This is a genomic window from Rhizobium sp. CFBP 13726 (assembly GCF_014841925.1).
Taxonomy (GTDB): Bacteria; Pseudomonadota; Alphaproteobacteria; order Rhizobiales; family Rhizobiaceae; genus Neorhizobium; species Neorhizobium soli.
Genome location: NZ_JACYUU010000002.1, coordinates 116,544 through 136,189 on the forward strand (window position 1 = coordinate 116,544; position 19,646 = coordinate 136,189).

General features: G+C 61.9%; 14 protein-coding genes. 5 read left to right on the plus strand and 9 right to left on the minus strand.

Annotated features, from left to right (window positions below):
• Positions 1-4: 4 nt before the first annotated feature.
• The gene (leuA, locus tag IFT66_RS07615) at positions 5-1,732 is read right to left on the minus strand and encodes a 2-isopropylmalate synthase (protein ID WP_062582892.1); all 1,728 of its coding nucleotides are present in this window, start codon (positions 1,730-1,732) and stop codon (positions 5-7) included.
• A gap of 365 nt (positions 1,733-2,097) precedes the next feature.
• Positions 2,098-3,285, minus strand: coding sequence for a benzoate/H(+) symporter BenE family transporter (locus IFT66_RS07620; RefSeq protein WP_192077227.1), 1,188 nt, complete (start codon positions 3,283-3,285; stop codon positions 2,098-2,100).
• Positions 3,286-3,526: 241 nt separating this feature from the next.
• Between IFT66_RS07620 and IFT66_RS07625 the strand changes: the two genes are divergently transcribed.
• Complete coding sequence (locus IFT66_RS07625) at positions 3,527-6,226, plus strand: bifunctional diguanylate cyclase/phosphodiesterase (RefSeq protein WP_192077228.1); 2,700 nt, start codon at positions 3,527-3,529, stop codon at positions 6,224-6,226.
• 142 nt (positions 6,227-6,368) lie between these two features.
• Here the strand turns inward: IFT66_RS07625 and IFT66_RS07630 are convergent, their stop codons facing one another.
• Positions 6,369-6,956 (minus strand): ATP-dependent Clp protease proteolytic subunit, encoded by a 588-nt coding sequence (locus tag IFT66_RS07630; RefSeq protein ID WP_062457904.1) that lies wholly within the window; start codon positions 6,954-6,956, stop codon positions 6,369-6,371.
• A 216-nt stretch (positions 6,957-7,172) separates the two neighbouring features.
• Here IFT66_RS07630 and IFT66_RS07635 point away from each other — a divergent pair, with 216 nt between their 5' ends.
• Together IFT66_RS07635 and IFT66_RS07640 are read left to right on the plus strand one after the other, a co-directional pair.
• On the plus strand, positions 7,173-7,769 hold the full coding sequence (locus IFT66_RS07635; RefSeq protein ID WP_062455661.1) for a HupE/UreJ family protein: 597 nt from the start codon (positions 7,173-7,175) through the stop codon (positions 7,767-7,769).
• A gap of 160 nt (positions 7,770-7,929) precedes the next feature.
• Positions 7,930-8,787 (plus strand): DUF2076 domain-containing protein, encoded by an 858-nt coding sequence (locus IFT66_RS07640; RefSeq protein WP_192077229.1) that lies wholly within the window; start codon positions 7,930-7,932, stop codon positions 8,785-8,787.
• Between the two features lie 77 nt (positions 8,788-8,864).
• Here the strand turns inward: IFT66_RS07640 and queF are convergent, their stop codons facing one another.
• The 4 genes from queF to IFT66_RS07660 all read right to left on the minus strand — a co-directional run bounded on the left by queF (position 8,865) and on the right by IFT66_RS07660 (position 13,237).
• Positions 8,865-9,329, minus strand: coding sequence for a preQ(1) synthase (gene queF / locus IFT66_RS07645; protein WP_062455655.1), 465 nt, complete (start codon positions 9,327-9,329; stop codon positions 8,865-8,867).
• A gap of 1 nt (position 9,330) precedes the next feature.
• Positions 9,331-10,266, minus strand: coding sequence for a cation diffusion facilitator family transporter (locus IFT66_RS07650; protein ID WP_062457901.1), 936 nt, complete (start codon positions 10,264-10,266; stop codon positions 9,331-9,333).
• Between the two features lie 257 nt (positions 10,267-10,523).
• A complete protein-coding gene (locus IFT66_RS07655; RefSeq protein WP_192077230.1) occupies positions 10,524-11,048 on the minus strand; it encodes a GNAT family N-acetyltransferase in 525 nt (174 codons plus the stop codon).
• Positions 11,048-13,237: an anthranilate synthase gene (locus tag IFT66_RS07660; RefSeq protein WP_192077231.1), complete on the minus strand. Its 2,190-nt coding sequence runs from the start codon at positions 13,235-13,237 to the stop codon at positions 11,048-11,050. Before IFT66_RS07660 ends, IFT66_RS07655 begins: the two co-directional genes overlap by 1 nt.
• Before the next feature lie 334 nt (positions 13,238-13,571).
• Between IFT66_RS07660 and IFT66_RS07665 the strand changes: the two genes are divergently transcribed.
• Entirely contained in the window at positions 13,572-14,813 is a 1,242-nt protein-coding gene (locus IFT66_RS07665; RefSeq protein ID WP_192077232.1) for an extensin family protein, read from the plus strand.
• Positions 14,814-14,829: 16 nt separating this feature from the next.
• On the opposite strand, the gene IFT66_RS07670 is transcribed toward IFT66_RS07665, so the two are convergent.
• A complete protein-coding gene (locus tag IFT66_RS07670; RefSeq protein ID WP_192077233.1) occupies positions 14,830-15,978 on the minus strand; it encodes a ceramide glucosyltransferase in 1,149 nt (382 codons plus the stop codon).
• Positions 15,979-16,143: 165 nt separating this feature from the next.
• The gene (locus IFT66_RS07675; RefSeq protein WP_092660302.1) at positions 16,144-17,823 is read right to left on the minus strand and encodes a formate--tetrahydrofolate ligase; all 1,680 of its coding nucleotides are present in this window, start codon (positions 17,821-17,823) and stop codon (positions 16,144-16,146) included.
• Positions 17,824-18,009: 186 nt separating this feature from the next.
• Here IFT66_RS07675 and IFT66_RS07680 point away from each other — a divergent pair, with 186 nt between their 5' ends.
• Entirely contained in the window at positions 18,010-19,605 is a 1,596-nt protein-coding gene (locus IFT66_RS07680) for a DUF2235 domain-containing protein (protein ID WP_192077234.1), read from the plus strand.
• Positions 19,606-19,646 lie beyond the last annotated feature (41 nt).

Below are 19,646 nucleotides of genomic sequence, written 5' to 3' on the forward strand. Positions count from 1 at the left end.
CCTATTACCGGCCGCGTTCTTCCAGCACCCGGTTAGCCGCCGACACGATCGCGTCGAGCGAGGCCGTCACGATGTTGTTGTTGATGCCGGCGCCAAACAGCTTGCCACCCGGATGCTCAACCTCGACATAGGCGATCGCCGAGGCGTTCGAGCCATGCTGCAGCGAGTGTTCCGAATACTCGTTCACCGACAACTCGATCCCGAGATAGGCCGACAGCGCATTGATGAACCCGTCGATCGGGCCCGTGCCGCGGCCTTCGATCGTCTTCGTCTCGCCACCATCGGTGATCTCGGCGGAAACGACGCGGATGCCCTTGTGCTCCATCCCGGCCGGGAAGGTCTGGTGATCGACGAATTTCAGTCGTGCTGAAGGCTGGTCCACATAGCGCTCGATAAAGCGCTCATGGATGCGCTTGGAAGCGACTTCCTTGCCTTCCTCGTCGGTAATCCGCTGGATGTCCTCGCGGAACTCCACCTGCAGATTGCGCGGCAGGTTGATGCCGTAATCCTGCTGCAGGATATAGGCGATGCCGCCCTTGCCCGATTGCGAGTTGATGCGGATGATAGCCTCGTAGGACCGGCCGACGTCGCGCGGGTCGATCGGCAGGTAAGGCACTTCCCACACCGGATGGTTGGCCGTCTTGATCGCCTTCATGCCCTTGTTGATCGCATCCTGGTGCGAGCCGGAAAACGCCGTATAGACCAGTTCGCCGACGTAAGGATGGCGCTCGGGAATGACCATTTCGTTCGAATATTCGTAGACGTCCTTGATGCGCTCGATATCGGTGCAGTCCAGCCCCGGATCGACCCCTTGCGTGTACATGTTGAGCGCCAGCGTCACCACGTCGACATTGCCGGTGCGCTCGCCATTGCCAAACAGCGTGCCTTCGACGCGGTCGGCGCCGGCCATCAGCGCCAGCTCCGTCGCCGCAATCCCGGTGCCACGGTCGTTGTGTGGATGCAGCGAGATGATAACGTTTTCTCTAGAGTCGATATTGCGGCACATCCATTCGATCTGGTCGGCATAGATGTTCGGTGTCGCCATCTCGACGGTCGAGGGCAGGTTGAGGATCAGCTTGTTGTCAGCAGTCGGCTTTACGACCTCGATGACTGCGTTGCAGATCTCCAACGCCACTTCCAGCTCGGTGCCGGTGAAGCTTTCCGGCGAATATTCGAACCGGTAATCGCCGCCGGCCTTGGCAGCCATGTCGGTGATCATCTTCGCCGCATCGACAGCGATCTGCTTGATACCGCGGACATCCTTGCCGAACACCACGCGGCGCTGCAGTTCCGATGTCGAGTTGTAGAAGTGGATGATCGGATGCTTGGCGCCTTCCAGCGATTCGAACGTGCGGGTGATCAGTTCCGGCCGGCACTGAACCAGCACCTGCATCGACACATCGTCGGGAACGCCACCCTCTTCGATGCACCAACGGGCAAAGTCGAAATCGGTCTGCGAAGCCGACGGGAAACCGATCTCGATTTCCTTGAAACCCATATCCAGGAGCAGCTTGAACATGCGGGCCTTGCGATCGTGGCCCATCGGGTTGACCAGCGACTGGTTGCCGTCACGCAGGTCCACCGAGCACCAGATCGGCGCCTTGTCGATCACCTTCGACGGCCAGGTCCGGTCGGGAATGTTGATGGCGGGATAGGCACGGTATTTCACCGCCGCGTCGGCCATACCCTTAGCCTTGTTGGCAGTAGTCACGTTGGAATTCTTGGCGTCCATGGTCTTCAAGTCCTCGTCCTATCCATCCGCCGCGCGCCGCACTTTTGGGGCCTGCTTGGTGAGGATGGCGACCTCTCAGGGTCTGTCTCAGCTATATCGGTAAATCTTGCGAGGAGCTCTTACGCCGGCGGGCTTTCGGCCGCCGGGCGCTCCTCAACGGACCCGGCAACCGAGTGTAAGGTCGAGGCTAAGAAGCGAGAGAGGCGCGAAAACCGTCGCCCCGGCAGCGAAGCTGCGGGTCGGCAAACGGTCGGACATGATCGCACCTGTCATGGTCATGGGAGAATCTATAGCGGGCGGGCAGAGAACGTGCAAGTGCACTTTCGAACGGCTTTTGATGTTGCAACGACGGCCGCGGTTCCCTCTCAAGGCAATCTTTCGCGTCTGAGAGCCTTCTGCAAACCCATCATCACGCCACCGGCCAGCAGACCCCAGAACGCCCCCGAGATCCCGGCGAAGGCGATTCCGGAAGCGGTGACCATAAAGGTGATGGCCGCAGCCTCGCGGGTAGCGGGATTGTGGTAGGCGGCGTATGCCGCGTTCGAGAACGCGCCGATCAGCCCGAGCCCGGCGACGGCCTGCAACAGGATCGGCGGCGCGAGCGATACGAAGGCGATAATGCCGCCGGCCACCAGCCCCAGCGCCGCATAGCTGAAGCCGCCGATGATCGCCGCTACGTAACGCCGGGCGGGATCCGGATGAGCGTCGGTACTGGCGCACATCGCCGCCGTGATCGCCGCCATGTTGACCGGCACGCCGCCAAAAACGCCGACAAGCGAGGACAGGGCGCCGGTTGCCACGAACATCGGTCCGGGATGCGGCTCGTATCCGTGCGCCTTGAGGATCGCGATGCCGGGAATGTTCTGCGACGCCATGGTGACGATAAACAGTGGCACCGCCACGGAAACCGCGCCGTGCCAGGTAAACACCGGCTCGACGAACACGAATTGCGGATGGATCGCAGCGCCGATCTGGCTCAGCGTATCTGCCGGCAGGTCGACGCCGAAGATCAGCACCAGCATCATCGCCGCAAGCGAGGCCGGCACGGCCAGAAGCCGCCAGCGCGACACGACGACCGCCCAGGTCAGCACGATCGGCAGTCCCAGCATCGGGTCGAACGCCACCGCCTTCACGGGAGCAAGACACAGGCCGAGCAGGATACCGGCCAGCATCGCATTGGCAAGCGGCCCCGGGATCATCCGGATCGCGCGCCCGAGCGGCTGGAACAGGCCCGACAGCATGATCAGCCCGCCACAGATGACGAAGGCGCCGACGGCTGCGGGAAATCCGCCCTCGATCATCCCGATCCCCGAGAGAAGAGCGGCACCAGGCGTCGACCATGCAATGCTGATCGGCATCTTGAGAGCGGCCGAGAAACTCACGGCAAGGATGCCGAGCGCCAGGGAAAGCGCCAGGAGCGCGGAGGCGACCTGATCGCTATTGGCGCCCATTGCCTGCAAACCCTGAATGATCACGGCAAAGGAACTGACGAAACCGACAAACGCGGTCAGCATCCCCATCGTCAGGGCGGAAAAAGAGAAGTCTTTGAACATGATGAGAACCCGACGCGGTGAAGGGTGCATGGAGCACGACCGGCCGCCGCGAGACAAGCCCAAGAGATGACCAGGCCGACTGATTTTTTCCGATTTTCAGTCATGTATAAAGGGCCGGATTTCTCAAAAATATTGGAGTGGAGACCAGTATTTCGGCTCGACTACCCGTCGGGCGCCGTTCCATCTCAGACTAAATTAAGCCTTGTCTGAAATGTTGGCGGGAGACCTGTTGGAACATTGCATGCTCTTCTCTTCCTCCATGATAAAGCCCGGCCGAAGCCGGGAACGGCGATTCTACCGGTTCGGCTGGTATCTGCCCGCCTTCATTATGGTCGCCGCGGTCATTTTCGGAATTGTCCGGGCCGATCTGGAAGAGCGCGCCCAATACATGGCGCAGCAGCGGCTCGTCGCGTCGGAACAACTGGCGCGCGTGTCCTCAAGCCTCGAAACCAATATTCGCGGCAACGTCAATCTGGTCCAGGGTCTCGTTGCCGCGATCGCTGCAAACCCATCCATCACGCAAACGCAGTTTGCGGCGCTCTCCGAGCGAGTTTTCGCTGTTCCCTCGCAGCTGAAGAACGTCGCCGTGGCACCCGATCTTGTGATCCGGTACGTCTACCCTTACGACCAGAACAAGCAGCTTGTCGGACGAGATTACACGGCCGACCCCAAACGGTCAGTGTCCGTCATGGAGGCGATCAAGCGCCGGTCCACCACGATCGCCGGACCTGTCGAACTCGCTCAGGGCGGACTGGGACTGCTGGCCCGCTACCCGGTTTTCTCGCAAGCCAACGGACATTTCTGGGGCATCGTCTCGAGCGTGATCGACGTGGAGCGCCTGTTCCGCGACATCGACCTCGATACCGCACGGCAACCCCTCAGCATCGCGATCTCCAGGCGGCCGGCACCGGTTGCGAAGGACGTCTTTACCGGTGACCCGGCGATCTTCTCCGCCGATGCGGTTCGTGCCCGCATCGAGCTCGGATACGACACCTGGTATCTCGCAGCGGTCCCGAAAGCCGGCTGGCAGACGACCCCGCCGGATATCGGTTGGCTTTATGCCTACGCGACGCTGATCGCACTCTGTATCGTCGCCCCGATGATCTGGGTGGGGATCTTGATGAGGCAGCGCAATCGCCACATCGTCGATCTGCAACACCGGGAGGAGCAGTTCGAGACCATTCACCACCGGTTGACGCTGGCACTCGAAGCGTCGCAGATCGGCGTCTGGGAATACGAGGGCGCCACAGACCGCCTTTTCTGGGACGAGCGGCTCAAGGACCTGTATTCTGCGCCTCCGGGCAAGGACATCTTCACCTACGAGGACTGGCGTTCGACCGTCCATCCCGACGATATCGAGACGGCTGAAAATCGGCTGAACGAGGTCATCGGTGCCACCGAGCCCTATATTACCCAGTTCCGGATTGTCCGACCTTCGGGCGAGATCCGTCACATCCGCGCGCACGGGAAGGCCTACAAAACATCGGGAGGCGTCGAACGCGTCGTTGGCGCCAATTGGGATGTCACTGATGACGTCAATCTGCAGATCGAACTGCGGGAAGAGCGCGCCCGCGCGGAAGAACAGAACGAGCGGTTGCGCGCAACACGCCGCACGTTGCAGCACCAGTCTTTGCACGACGCCCTGACCGGCCTTCCCAACCGGCGCTTTCTCGACCAGTTCATGGAAGCCTCGAACGCGACGACGCACAGTCACCGCCTGGCTTTTATCCATTTCGATCTCGACCGCTTCAAGGAAGTCAACGACACGCTCGGCCACGCGGCCGGCGACGAGGTCCTGCGCCAGACGACGGCCCGGCTCCTGGAACTGATCGGCCATGACGAATTCGTCTCGCGGATCGGCGGCGACGAATTCGTGGTCGTCACCAGCGGCCCAGCCCCGGAAGAGCGCGCAAAACATCTCGGCCGCTCGATCGTCAAGGCGATCGCCAAATCGATGACGATCGACGGCCAGGAATGCCATGTCGGCTGCAGCGCCGGCATCGCCATGCAGACGCTTGCGTGCGAAGAACCGCGCCAGTTGCTGATCAATGCCGACGTCGCACTGTACGAGGCCAAGAAGCGCGGCCGTAACCGCGCCGAGGTGTTTTCCGAGTCCCTGCTTCTGACGGCGATCCAGGTAAAACGCACGTCCGACGAGCTTCTCGCGGCAATCGAGAACGACCAGATCGTTCCCTTCTTCCAGCCGCAGTTCGATGCCGTCACCCTCGATATCGTCGGTGTCGAGGCGCTGGCCCGCTGGGTCCACCCGACCCGCGGCCTGCTCGCGCCCGAAGCGTTTCTCGATATCGCCGAAGGTCTTCATCGCTCCGGTGAAATCGACGCGCTCATCCTCGAAAAAGCGCTGTTCCAGGCCACCCGCTGGCGTGCCCGCGGGCTTGCCGTCCCAAGGGTCTCTGTCAATGTCTCAGCCCAGCGCCTGAAGGACGAAAACCTCTTGGAGCAGCTGTCGCACCTGTCGTTTGCGCCGGGCAGCATTGCATTCGAACTTCTGGAATCGATCTCGTTTGAAGGAAACGACCGCGGCCTGCGCAAGATCATCGGCACGCTGAAGGATTTGGGTATCGATATCGAGCTGGATGATTTCGGCTCCGGACACGCTTCTATCGTCAGTCTGCTGGAACTCGGCCCCAAGCGGCTGAAGATCGACCGGCAGCTGATTTCGCCGCTTCAGGCGTCGGGTCCCCAGCACCGGCTTGTGGCTTCGATCATCGAGATCGGCCGTTCGCAAGGGATCGAAATCGTCGCCGAGGGCGTCGAAACGGAAGCCCATATGGATATCCTGCGTGGCCTCGGTTGCCAGGTGCTGCAGGGTTATGCCTTCGCGGAGCCGATGTCGCCCGATGCGTTCATGGATTTTGCCGCCCACTGGCAGCAGGGCCGCGTCCCGGCAACCGCCGTACCCACCCGCAAGCTCGCCTGATATCGCGCGGTGGTCGAAAGGGTTCCGGTCATCCGGACCTGTCGGCCCCTACCCGCGCCTGAAACGATTGCCCTCAAACGCAAAAATCCCCCGCCGGCCTGAAGCCGACGAGGGATTTTGATTTGTCAGAACGACGTCTGGATCAGATTTCGCTCTGCGACGTCACGATCTTGGATGCGAGACCATAGGCGACGGCTTCCTGTGCCGACAGCCAGTAGTCTCGGTCCGTATCGGCTGCGATCTTTTCGATCGGCTGGCCGGTTGCTTCTGCCATGATCTTGTTCAGGCGTTCGTTCATCTTGATGATTTCACGGGCCTGGATCTCGATGTCGGAGACCATGCCGCGCGTACCGCCAGATGGTTGATGAAGCAGGAAGCGGGTGTTCGGCAGCGCGATGCGGCGTTCCTTCGGAACCGACACATAGATCAGGGCGCCTGCAGAAGCGACCCAGCCAGTGCCGATCATCCAGACCTTCGGCTTGATGAACTTGACCATGTCATGAATCGAATCACCCGACTCGACATGGCCGCCCGGGGAATTCACGTAGATGCGGATGTCTTCGTCGCTGGCTGCGGCAAGTGCCACGAGCTGCGTGTTGACCTTCTGCGCCAGTTCCTGGGTGATCGCTCCGTAGATGAAGATCGAACGCGACTTGAAAAGATTCGCCTCCGTTTCCTTACCGAGCGGCAGTTCCTTCGTCTTGTCTTCTGTGTCGTCTTCGTCGTTCAGCACGGTCAAAGTCTCCTGCATGAAATTCATATACGGGACATAATGTGTTCGCGGTCACAAAACAATGCACCCCGGCCTGAACATGGCAAGCTTCCAACGACTAAGGTGAATGACGTAGTCCGCATCGCCGGATCGTTACAATTGGCAATGGACGCGGTGACTGCTCTTGCCTATCGTTTTACGCTTCACGCATCATGTATTTCATCGGGGATCAAAATGTTGACCAGACCTTTCCAAACCGCGCTGAAGCATATTTCGCTCGCAACGGGCGCAGTCGTCGTTGCTGCGGCTCCCGCCTTTGCCCATCTCGATCCTGAAGCGCATGGCTCGTTCATGGCCGGCATTTCGCATCCGATCTTCGGCCTCGACCACGTGCTTGCCATGCTCGCCGTCGGCCTCTGGGCAGCACAGATCGGCGGCAAGGCCATCTGGTCCGTGCCTGCCGCATTCGTCGGCACCATGGCGCTCGGCTTCGTGCTCGCGGTCTCCGGTCTCGATCTGCCTTTCGTTGAACCGGCGATCCTCGCCTCGGTCATCGCACTCGGTCTTCTGGTCGCCACCGCCGTCAAGCTTCCGACAGCCGCCTGTGCTGCAATCGTCGGCGTTTTTGCGCTGTTCCACGGCCATGCCCATGGCGGCGAACTCGGCAGCGCCGGTGCGCTTCAGTTCGGCCTCGGCTTTGTCATCGCGACAGCTCTTCTTCACGCAGCCGGCATCGCGCTCGGCCTCGGTATCGCGCGCTTTGCGCCAGCTGTAACCCGCATCCTCGGCGCAGCAACCGCCGTGCTCGGCCTGACGCTCGCATTCGGCTGAGATTACAACAAGATAAGCTGCGCTGCCTGAATCATAGTGTCAGGCGGCGCATGTTCTACATGAACAAGATTTAACCCGTCAGCGGGTTTGAAATCCCGAAAATGCCGACTAACTCCTTGTCAGATGACGGCCGCTTGGGACGTCCACAAGGAGTGAGACCATGTCACCGGAAGAACGTCAGCTTCTGACCGCATTGTTCGATCGCGTAAAAACAGCCTCGACCACCCCGCGCGACCGTGACGCGGAGGCATTGATCGATGACGCGACCCGCCAGCAGCCGTATGCCGCCTATTACCTCGCCCAGGCGGTGATTGTTCAGGAGAAGGGCCTTGAGGCTGCCTCCGCCCGCATCCGCGAGCTCGAAGAACAGGTCAAGCAGCTTCAGGCCGGCGAAAGCGACATCAGGCGCGACGAACAGGGCGGCGGTTTCCTGAGCTCTATTTTCGGCTCCGGCCAGGCGCCCCGCCCTCCGGCACCGCAAATGCCGTCCCAACAGGCCGGCCAGCAGCCATCCGGCCCCTGGGGTGCGCGACCGGGATATCAGCAGCCATACCGCGGCAACGACGACGGTTATCGCGCTGCACCGGCCCCATCAGGTCCCTGGTCATCACAGATGCAGGGGGCACAAGGCTATCAGCAGGGCCAGGCACCATCTGCTGGCGGCGGTTTTCTGCGCGGCGCACTTGGCACGGCCGCCGGCGTGGCGGGCGGCATGCTGCTTGCCAACTCGCTTTCGGGCCTGTTCGGCAACCACATGTCAGGCCTCGGCTTGGGCAATCCCGCAGCCGAAGCCAATCCGTTCACAGGCGGCCCGACCGAGGAAACCGTCATCAACAACACCTATATCGGCGACGACGCAATCCGTGAGGCCTCCAATACGGACGCAGATAACGGCAACGACGCAACACCCGATCCCGGTGGCAATGACGGCGGCTGGCAACAGGCCGATTTCGGCAACGACGATCAGTCCGACTTCGGCGGCGGCGATTTCGGCGGCGACGACAACATGAATGTCTGAGGCAGAATGGCCATCTCCCCGAACGGGTTGAGTGTCGCAATTAGCCCGGTGCGTGCCGGGCTAATTGCCAATAAATCTTACCCACGTCCCCGATAGGTCGCCACGCCCTGATCCGGCAACCACACGCCCTTCGGCGCTTCTCCGGTCTGCCAGAACACGTCGATCGGAATGCCGCCGCGCGGATACCAGTAAGCGCCGATCCGCAACCATTTCGGATTGAGCAGGTCGACGATCCGCTTGCCGATATAGACCGAGCAGTCCTCGTGAAAGGCGCCGTGGTTGCGGAACGCATGCAGGAACAGCTTCAGCGACTTTGATTCGACCAGAAACCCGTCGGGAATATAGTCGATCACGATATGGGCAAAATCCGGCTGGCCGGTCATCGGGCAAAGTGAGGTGAATTCGGGTGCGGTAAAGCGCACCACGTAGTCGGTGCCCTGGTTGCCGTTCGGCACCTTCTCCAGAACCGCCGTCTCGGGGCTCGTTGGGGCCTCGACCTGATTGCCGAGCTGCGACAGTCCGCTGACATCCGTCATCGTCATTTCATATTCCCTTCAGATTCGCATGGCTTTCAATGGCGACACGCTTGCCATGCGCGTGTTCGCTTTCCGGCTCCACATGGATGGCCAGGGTGGCACCGGGAATAGCCTCCTTGATCGCATCTTCCAAGCGGTCGCAGATTTCGTGAGCTTCGCCGACCGACATTCGCGATGGCACCACCAGGTGGAAATCGATAAACGCAGCCGATCCCGCCCGTCGCGTCTTCAGATCGTGCACATCGAGAACCCCGTCGCAATGGGCGGTGATCGCCGCACGCACGGCCGCTTCCTCCTCCGGCTGCAGCGCCTTGTCCATCAGCCCGCCCAGCGAGTGGGTGATGACCTTGTAACCCTGCCAGAGAATGTTGAAGGCGACGAAGATCGCAAGCAGCGGATCGAGGATGAGGTAACCCGTCAGAACCGCGAGCACCAGACCGACGAACACGCCGGCCGACGTCACCACATCCGACATGATGTGCTGGCCGTCTGCCAGAAGCGCCGGAGACCGGTGCGACCGTCCGACCCTGATCAGCACGGTCGCCCAGACCGCATTGATTCCGCCTGCCGTAGCGTTGATGGCAAGCCCGAGCCATGGCGTTTCCGGCATGCTCGGGGCGCCCAGAGCGCCCCAGGCTTCCTGAATGATCAGGATCGCCGCCAGCACGATCAACGCGCCTTCCGCCACGGCGGATATGTATTCCGCCTTGTGATGGCCGAAGTGGTGGTCATCGTCTGCCGGCCGCTGAGCATAGCGGATGACGAAATAGGCAATGAATGCCGCCGCCACGTTGACCAGTGATTCCAGACCGTCCGACAGCAGCGCCACCGAGCCGGTTACCCACCACGCAGCAAGTTTGAGGAACAGCACGCCGATCGAGATCGGGATGCCCCACATCGCCAGTCTCTCGACCTTTTTGTCGTCCTTTGCCACTCTGTCCATATCGCCCATACCCGTCTTCACTAATCATCCTCCTGCATCTGCAAGCGATTTGCAGGAAGCTATGCCCAAAACGACGAAACCGCCGCGGCGAGAGCGTCTCGCAGCGGCGGTTTCGAATAATGGCCGGCTGTATGGCGCAAGCCTCGCGGTTTGTCAAAGCCGGTCTTGCGCGTCCAGTCGCCGGGTATGCTCGTCGTCAGACGTTATCAACAACGGGGCATCGTCGCAGGCGGGCATCGGGCGTCAGAGACCAGGCGTCAGGTAAAGATCAGCGCCATCCGCACGCTGTCCAGGTAGCATCCGTCGATCTTCAACGCATCGCGCGCCACGCCCTCCACCTGAAATCCCATCTTCCGGTAAAGCGCGATCGCCCGGTGATTGTCCGCATGCACGTCGAGTTCGACGCGATGAATGCCGGACCGGTTGGCGGCCTCGACCGCGTTAACGATCAGCCGACGGCCCAGGCCTCTATCGCGAAACCCGGGAATGATGCCCATGCCGAGCAGGCCGCGATGAGCATGCACATCGCGCTCCAGCCTTCGGATATCGCACCAGCCGACGACCTCACCGTCAGCGACCGCGACGATGTGCGGATTGCCAGCAGCCACGCTCTCGCGCACGAAATCCCGCATCTCGTCGATCGGCGGGGCACGCAGAAACACCATGTAGCGCCGCTCCCGGCAGACGATATCGAGCGCCTTGTGAAAGCCCTCGATATGCTCGTCCCGGAGCGGTTCGATGGTGACGCCGTCAGCGCCACCCACCGTGTCGGCATCGTCCATCAGGCCGCCTTTGTCGCGCGCTTTCTCGAAAGGTTTGCCACCACGTTCTCGATCATCCGCATGCCGGCATCGCCGCCCAGCGTCATGATCGATTCCGGGTGGAACTGCACCGCCGCGACCGGTTCCTTGGCGTGTTCGATGCCCATGATCGTGCCATCCTCGCTTTCGGCGGTGATGATGAAATCGGAGGGCAGCGTCGACGGATCGGCAAAGATCGAGTGATAACGCCCGACGGTGACATCCTTGGAAAGTCCCGAGAACACGATGCCCGGCTCCAGAACCCGGATGCGCGACGGCTTGCCGTGCATCGGCAGCGCCAGCTGCCGCAACTCGCCGCCATAGGCTTCGGCCAGCGCCTGCAGGCCAAGGCACACGCCGAAGATCGGCAGGTCCTTCGCCCGCGCTGCCTTGATCGTCGCCTTGCAGTCGAAATCCTTCGGATTGCCCGGCCCCGGCGACAGGACGACAAGATCCGGATCGATCCGGTTGAACACCTCTTCCGGCACCGGCGAGCGAACGGTCGAGACCGTCGCTCCCGTCTGGCGGAAGTAGTTGGCAAGCGTGTGGACGAAACTGTCCTCGTGGTCGACCAGCAGGATCTTCACCCCCTGGCCCACCTTGGCGACGTCGCGCGAAGCCTTGGCCGTGTTGCCGGCCCGCGCATCGCGGATCGCCGAAATCATCGCCGATGCCTTCAGCTCGGTCTCTGCCTCTTCCTCATGCGGATCCGAATCGTTGAGCAGCGTCGCACCGGCACGCACTTCGGCAATGCCGTCCTTGACGCGGATGGTGCGCAGCGTCAGCCCCGTATTCATGTCGCCGTTGAAGCCGACCATGCCGATCGCGCCGCCATACCAGGCGCGCGGGCTCTTTTCGTTGGCCTCGACAAACCGCATCGCCCACAGCTTTGGCGCACCGGTCACTGTCACCGCCCAGGCATGGCTCAGGAACCCGTCGAACGCATCCATATCCGGACGCAGCCGGCCCTCGATATGGTCGACTGTGTGGATAAGACGCGAATACATCTCGATCTGACGGCGGCCGATCACCTTGACCGAACCCGGCTCGCAGACGCGCGACTTGTCGTTACGGTCGACGTCGGAGCACATGGTGAGCTCCGACTCGTCCTTCTTGGAGTTGAGCAGCTTGAGGATCTGTTCCGAGTCCGAGATCGCATCCTCGCCGCGCTTGATCGTGCCCGAGATCGGGCAGGTCTCGATGCGACGGCCAGACACCCGCACGAACATTTCCGGCGATGCGCCGATCAGGTATTCCTGGTTGCCGAGGTTGATGAAGAACGAATAGGGCGACGGGTTGATCGCCTTCAGCCGGTTGGAAATCTGCGACGGATTGCTGTCGCAGCGCTCCATGAACTTCTGGCCCGGAACCACTTCGAACAGATCGCCGCGGCGAAAGCTTTCCTTGGCGCGGGTAACCAGGCTCGCATATTCGCCGGGCTTGTGGTCGCCCTTCGGCGGCGTCACCGTGGTGCGCAGGAACGGCTCGGGCGCGATATCCTGCGCCTTGCCTTCCGTCGTCACGCCGTCCTTGGCAAAGTCGTAGCGATCGACCCAGGCCTTTGCCGCATGGTGATCGACGACGAGGATCTCGTCGGGCAGATAGAGAACCATGTCGCGCTGGTCTTCAGGCCGCTGCATCGAGAGCTTGATCGCATCGAACTGGAACGCCAGATCGTAGCCGAACGCGCCGAACAGACCGATGGCCGAATCCGCATCCGAGTGGAAGAGATCGACGATGGCCCGGAGCGCGGTAAACACCGTCGGCATCTTCGAGCGCTCTTCCTCGGTAAATACGCGGGACGGCTCGTTGACCGTCAGATCCAGACGGCGGTCGGTGCGCTCGCCGAGCGTCAGGTCGGAAATCGTCGCAAGCTTGTCGGCGATAAACGACAGAAGCACTTCGCCGCGACCGTTATAGGCCTCGATCCACATCGCCCGGCCGTTGCAGGTAATGCCGAGTGGCGGATCGGCAATCGCCGTATCCCAGCGGGTATAGCGCCCCGGATATTCGTAGTTCGAGGAAAACACCGCGCCGCGGCGCTCGTCCAGCCGGTCGACATAAGACGAGATCGCGGTTGCATATTCGGCCGGCCTGCGGGCTCGGCTGACGCTTACTCCGCCCCTGGTTTCGTAGGTCTCGGACCCGTCGTCGTGAATGATCGTCGCCATGTCTGCCTCTAAAATCCCTGTTGATCTGCCCGGGTTTTGAGAAGCGGCCAACAAAAAAGCCGCCTCGGTAATCGGGCGGCTTGTTCATAGTCTTGTCGATGGACATGACTGGTCAAGGCCGCGTCAGCGTGCCCACCACCAGTTACCGTTGTTGCTCATCGAAATCATCATGGAGCGAATTGTTAGCGCGGCTCCGGCAAACGCGCAAGTGGATTTATTTGGCCACAATGCGACCAAAACAGGGTCATCCGCGTTGCGTCTCCGAAACATGGGAAAGGACGACCGAAGGATGAAGCATACTCTATGCCTTCTCGCTTTAAGCACTTCGCTGGCAATGAGCGCACCGCTGACACTGGGTGCAGCGCCTCTGCCCGCCCGCCCAGCGCCGCAAGGCTCGACGCCGAACTTTGTCGAAATCAACATCATCGACCAGTTCATGCGCGATGCCGGACGCACCCGCAAACAGTCGACGCGCAAATCCTCGTCCGGCAAAAACCAGTCGACCCGCCCCGCACAGGGTGCCCAGAACCAGAGCCGAGCCGCGATCCCCGCCGCCCCCGCCCTCGCTATCGTTCCGCTTCCCATGGCAAAGCCGGGTGGTGAACCCGTGCCCGAGGCAACGGCGGCAACGGCCGCAGCCGCTGCTACACCTGAGGTCGCCGCAAAGCCCGTCGAAGCAAAGCCCGAGAACCCGCCCGAAACCCCTGCGGAGAAGCCGGCAGAGCGCCCCGCAGAGCCACCTGTCCCGGCCCCCGAACAGACCCAGAGCCCGGAACAGACCGGTAAAGCTCCTGAAGAAACCATCCCGACCCCCACTCCCAAGCCGGAAGAACCCGCAGAACAGAAGCCCGCTGCAGCGAGCGACGACGGCAAGACTGAACCTGCCAAACCGGACGCCGCCAAGCCAGACGACAAGGCACCGCAGGACAAGGCCGCTGATGACAAAACTCCGGCCGACAAGCCTGCGGACGAAAAGCAGGAACAGGCCGAGACCCCGCCTCCTCCGCCTCTCGTCGAGGAAGACGCCGCAGAACTCAAGGCCTGCCTTGCAGACCTCGGTGCCATCGGCGCCAAGTTCGAATCCGTCAAACCGATCGACGACGGCAATGGCTGCGGCATCAAGCAGCCGATCGAGGTGGCGCAGGTTCTGCCCGGCGTCGATCTCGGCGGCGCCACCATGCGCTGCAAGACGGCACTGACCATGGCCCACTGGCTGAAGGATACGGTCCAGCCCGCGCTCAACATCGCCATGCCGGGCCGCAAGATTACCGGTCTTGTCCCGGGCTCCACCTACCAGTGCCGCCTCAGAAACAGCGCCTCGACCGGCAAGATTTCCGAGCATGGCCGCGGCAACGCCTTCGATGTCGCCGCCTTCAAGCTCGACAACGGCGAGAAGGTCGTAATGAAGCGTCGAGACGACGATCACACGCTGGAGGGTGCCTTCCAGAAGACGGCCGCCGCAGGTGCCTGCCTGCATTTCACCACGGTCCTCGCACCCGGCAGCGATGCCGCCCACGAGGATCACCTTCATCTCGACATCATCGACAGGGATGGCGGCTACCGCATCTGCGAGTAGCCGTTGAGGGCCAGGGTCAGGCCGGCGAGGAGCCGGTCAGCCGGCTTTCCTGGGTGCCGATCGTCATGGCATTGCCGCGCCATTCGAACGAGCCGGAAAGCCAGCTCCTGATCCAGATCGCCGGCAGCATCACGTCGCGCACCATCATTGCCGGCAGCGACAGGATCGACAGCCGCCAGCCCTTGGCCCGCGCAAGGGCGAGTTCCGGCAGGTAGGTTGCGGCAAACACGGTCGCGGCCACCAGACCGACATTGAGATCCAGCATGACGGCGCCGATCAACCCTAGCGCCAGAGGCGGCAGCGCTCCGAGCAGGATCTCCGGCGTGAAGAACAGCGGAAACGTCACCCGCCGCAGCCGGGCCCAGCGCGTCTGGCGCGACCAGATTTCCTCCAGCCCGCGGCGCCCGAGCGGCTGCTCGAACGGTGCCGACACAAGGTGCACTTTCTTGCCATGCCGGTTGACGAGCTTGGTCGACGCCGCGTCCTCGGCAATCTCGGCCGCCAGCGCCTGGATGCCGCCGGCAGCATCCAGAAACGGCTTGTGCCACAGCATGCTCTTGCCCTGCGCAAAGCCGAGCCCCAGCGCCTCGCCCACATATTGCCAGCGCGCCTGCAGCGTATTCAGGAAAGCGCATTCCACTTCCGCCCAGAACCCGTCCGGACGCGATCCGATCGGCGTCGAGCATACGAGCCCGGTATCGGCCCGCCAACCGGAGACGAGGTTCTGGATATAGTCCTTGGGCATCAGCACATTGGAATCGGCAAGCACCACCCATTCATGGCGCGCCGCGTGCCAGCCCTTGGCGCAGTTGTTGAGCTTGGGATTGGCGCTGATCCGGTCGTCGCCGATCAGCAGCCGCGCGGGCACTGCCGGATGCGCGGCGATCGCCGAGCGGATCTCGGCGATGATCGGATCACCCTCGTCCTGCACACAGAAGATCAGCTCGTACTCCGGCCACTTGAGCTTGAATGCATGCGCGAGCGTCAGGCTGGAATAGGCCTCGATGCCGCGCACCGGAATGACGATCGAGACACCGTCCGGCTTGATCACCGCCGGCTTGTCGCTCGCTTTGTCACGATGCGAAAGCCGCAGGCCGGCGATACCGATGCTGAAGAGATTGATCGCCAGAAGGGCAATGGCGAGTGTCGCAAGAACAAGATCCATCCTGATGTTCCCGATGGCCGGCCCCGAATCGTCGGGTCACCGCCAGTGCCTGAAGAGTAAGGACGAACAGACCATTTCGGTGTGACAGACGCATGACGTTGCCCCTCACCCGCGAAGGCGAGAGGCAAGGACGATCAGGAGAAAACCCGCTGAGAACTATAAGGCCTAGAACAACCCTTCGATCAGCCCATCGGCGTTCAGATGGATCCGCTCGGCCGAAGGCGCGCTTGGAAGGCCCGGCATGGTCATGATCTCGCCGGTGATCGCCACGATAAAGCCGGCGCCGGCAGACAGCCGCACTTCGCGCACATGCACCACATGACCTTCCGGAGCACCGCGCAGGTTGGGGTCGGTGGAGAACGAATACTGCGTCTTGGCGATGCAGACCGGCAGATGGCCGTAGCCTGCCACTTCCCAGGCCTTCAGCTGATCGCGCACCGGCTTTTCCGCCGTCACCTCGCCGGCATGATAGATCTTGGTGGCAACAGCCTCGATCTTGTCCATCAGCGGCATGTCGTCAGGATAGATCGGCTTGAAATCGGCGGCACCGCTTGTCGCCAGTTCCACCACCTTGTAGGACAGCTCCTCGATTCCGGCGGAACCTTCCGCCCAGTGACGGCAGAGGATCGCCTCGGCGCCGTGATGCGAGACGTATTCCTTGATCGCCGCCACTTCCGCATCGGTATCCGAGATGAAGTGATTGATCGCGACCACGACCGGCACACCGAACTTGCGCACGTTTGCGATGTGACGCCCAAGGTTCGAACAGCCGCGCGTCAGCGCCTCGACATTTTCGGCTCCGAGATCGTCCTTCTTCACGCCGCCATTCATCTTCAGCGCCCGGATGGTCGCGACGATCACGGCCGCATCGGGCTTCAGCCCCGCCTTGCGGCACTTGATATCGAAGAACTTTTCGGCACCCAGATCCGCTCCGAAACCCGCTTCGGTCACCACATAGTCGCCAAGCTTCAGCGCCGTCTTCGTCGCGATCACGGAGTTGCAGCCATGGGCGATGTTGGCGAACGGCCCGCCATGCACCAGCGCCGGATTGTTTTCCAGCGTCTGCACCAGGTTCGGCTGCATCGCGTCCTTCAGAAGCACCGCCATCGCCTTGTCGGCCTTGATGTCTCTGGCATAGACCGGCGAGCGGTCGAACCGGTAGCCGATGACGATATCGCCGAGCCGCTTTTCGAGGTCGGCCAGATCCTGCGCCAGACACAGGATCGCCATCACTTCGGATGCGACGGTAATGTCGAAGCCGCTTTCCCGGGCAAAGCCGTTCGAGACGCCGCCGAGCGAGGTCACGGTCTGGCGCAGCGCCCGGTCGTTCATGTCCATCACCCGCCGCCAGGTGATGCGGCGCGTGTCGATGTCGAGCGCGTTGCCCCAGTAGACATGGTTGTCGATCATCGCCGACAGGAGATTGTGCGCAGAGGTAATGGCGTGGAAGTCGCCGGTGAAGTGCAGGTTGATGTCTTCCATCGGCACGACCTGCGCATAACCGCCGCCGGCAGCCCCGCCCTTGACACCGAAACAGGGCCCGAGCGACGGCTCGCGCACGCAGATCACCGCCTTCTTGCCGATCCGGTTCAGCCCGTCGCCGAGACCGACCGTGGTCGTCGTCTTGCCCTCGCCCGCCGGCGTCGGATTGATCGCCGTCACGAGGATCAGCTTGCCATCGGGGCGGCCCTGGAGCGAGCCGATGAAATCGGCCCCGATCTTCGCCTTGTCATGGCCGTAGGGCACCAACGCCTCGGGAGAGATGCCAAGCGCCGCGCCAATGTCCGCGATCGGTTTCTTTTTTGCCGCGCGGGCGATCTCGATGTCGGATGGAACGGGGGCCATGCTTGTCTCTCGCTTGTTGGTTTGCGTGAACCATGGCCACAGCCGCTTCCCCACCACAAGCCCGGAACGGGAGCAGCGCCCTGATTATGCACACTACAACGCGCTCATCCACACACCAAAGTTGCAATTTAATTCGATACAATCTTATATATCTCTGATCCATGGGGGATCGAGGGGGAACGACCAATGAACCTTATTCTCTGCTGCGACGGCACCTGGAACACGCCCGACGATATGGATGGCGGCCAGCCTAGCCCGACCAATGTTCGCAAGATTTACAATGCAGTCGCCGACAAGGATGCCACTGGCATCAAACAGGATGCCTACTATCACCCCGGTGTCGGCACAGACGGAACCTGGTGGCGACGTGCGGTGGAAGGCGGTACCGGCAAGGGTCTCGCTGACAACATCAAGGGCGCTTACAAATGGCTTGCCAGCACCTACAAATCCGGAGATCAAATCTATCTGTTCGGCTTCAGCCGTGGCGCCTACACGGTCCGCAGCCTCGGCGGCATGATCTCCAAATGCGGCCTTCTGGATATCAAAGCCTCTAAGCTCGACGAAGAGGGAACCTGGAAGGCGATCGAGGCGATTTTCACGGAGTACCGCGCCAAGAGCGAAGCCGGCACCAAGCGCAAACAGTCCGGCAAGATCCACTTCCACAACGTCGCCCCAGGCGGCACCCGCAATGCCTCAACGCTCATCCAGTTCATCGGCGTCTGGGATACGGTCGGCGCGCTCGGCATTCCCGATGACATGGGGTTTCTCAACCTTCTCGACAATCCGGAGAACCATGAGTTTCACGATACGACACTCGGTTCCGCCGTCCTCAACGCCCGCCATGCGGTGGCGCTCGACGAGTTCCGCCAAAGTTTCATGCCGACGCTCTGGGTCAAGCCGGATGGCTGGACCGGAACGCTGAAACAGGTCTGGTTCCCAGGCGTGCATGGTGATGTCGGCGGTGGCTATGCCGCAACGGGCCTTTCGGACGGCGCTCTCCTGTGGATGATGAACGAGGCAAAAAGCTGCGGCCTCGTATTCCGCGAAGGGGCTGAAAACCAGCTGAGGCCGGATCCGCGCGGCGTGCTGCATGATTCCGCCAGTGGCATCTTCGCCAAGCTGAAAACGAGACCGCGCGCCGTACCGCACGTGACCGCAACGCCTTCAGAAGATTTGCACAGCTCCGCCTCCGAGCGGCACCGCACCCCGCCCTTGTCGCAGGGGCGCTACCGGCACGCCAACGCAGACCTGCCCGCAGAGGTCGACGTCTTCGCACGCGACCACTGGAACGACACCGGCATCTTTCTGCAAAAGGGCATTACCTACACGTTCGTCGCGAAAGGCGAGTGGACCGATGGCACGGTCCTGTGCAACGCCGATGGCCCGAAAGATGGAGGAAACTTCCAGGCCGGTGAGATTGCCCATATTGCCTCTAGCGGCCTTGGCCAGCTCGAGAAGGCGTGGAAATGGTCGACCGGAAACCAGCAGGTGGATTTCTGGTGGACCCGTCGCGAGGAGGAGCTTCCCTGGTTCAGCCTGATCGGCGTGATCGCCAACGACGTGCCGCCGCCCGCTCAGCAGCAGACGCCCAAGAACGGCATTCTCAAACTGCCCCACGAGGTGTTTCTCATCCGCAGCAAGGCGAAATTCACACCGAAGGGCGACGGCTATCTTTACTGCTTCGCCAACGATGCCTGGGGCGCCTACGGCAACAACCGCGGCAGCGTCAGGCTGACAGTCGCCTCTTCTCCGACTTCCGCAAACCCACCACCGAGCCACTGACCAACCACGCCGTGACGACGACCAACACTCGTCACGGCGTG

What these genes read in the sequence shown, in the direction of transcription:
- leuA (WP_062582892.1), bottom strand. Translation starts at nt 1,732, where the DNA reads ATGGACGCCAAGAATTCCAACGTGACTACTGCCAACAAGGCTAAGGGT.
- IFT66_RS07620 (WP_192077227.1), bottom strand. Translation starts at nt 3,285, where the DNA reads ATGTTCAAAGACTTCTCTTTTTCCGCCCTGACGATGGGGATGCTGACC.
- IFT66_RS07625 (WP_192077228.1), top strand. Translation starts at nt 3,527, where the DNA reads ATGCTCTTCTCTTCCTCCATGATAAAGCCCGGCCGAAGCCGGGAACGG.
- IFT66_RS07635 (WP_062455661.1), top strand. Translation starts at nt 7,173, where the DNA reads ATGTTGACCAGACCTTTCCAAACCGCGCTGAAGCATATTTCGCTCGCA.
- IFT66_RS07640 (WP_192077229.1), top strand. Translation starts at nt 7,930, where the DNA reads ATGTCACCGGAAGAACGTCAGCTTCTGACCGCATTGTTCGATCGCGTA.
- queF (WP_062455655.1), bottom strand. Translation starts at nt 9,329, where the DNA reads ATGACGATGACGGATGTCAGCGGACTGTCGCAGCTCGGCAATCAGGTC.
- IFT66_RS07650 (WP_062457901.1), bottom strand. Translation starts at nt 10,266, where the DNA reads ATGGACAGAGTGGCAAAGGACGACAAAAAGGTCGAGAGACTGGCGATG.
- IFT66_RS07655 (WP_192077230.1), bottom strand. Translation starts at nt 11,048, where the DNA reads ATGGACGATGCCGACACGGTGGGTGGCGCTGACGGCGTCACCATCGAA.
- IFT66_RS07660 (WP_192077231.1), bottom strand. Translation starts at nt 13,237, where the DNA reads ATGGCGACGATCATTCACGACGACGGGTCCGAGACCTACGAAACCAGG.
- IFT66_RS07665 (WP_192077232.1), top strand. Translation starts at nt 13,572, where the DNA reads ATGAGCGCACCGCTGACACTGGGTGCAGCGCCTCTGCCCGCCCGCCCA.
- IFT66_RS07670 (WP_192077233.1), bottom strand. Translation starts at nt 15,978, where the DNA reads ATGGATCTTGTTCTTGCGACACTCGCCATTGCCCTTCTGGCGATCAAT.
- IFT66_RS07675 (WP_092660302.1), bottom strand. Translation starts at nt 17,823, where the DNA reads ATGGCCCCCGTTCCATCCGACATCGAGATCGCCCGCGCGGCAAAAAAG.
- IFT66_RS07680 (WP_192077234.1), top strand. Translation starts at nt 18,010, where the DNA reads ATGAACCTTATTCTCTGCTGCGACGGCACCTGGAACACGCCCGACGAT.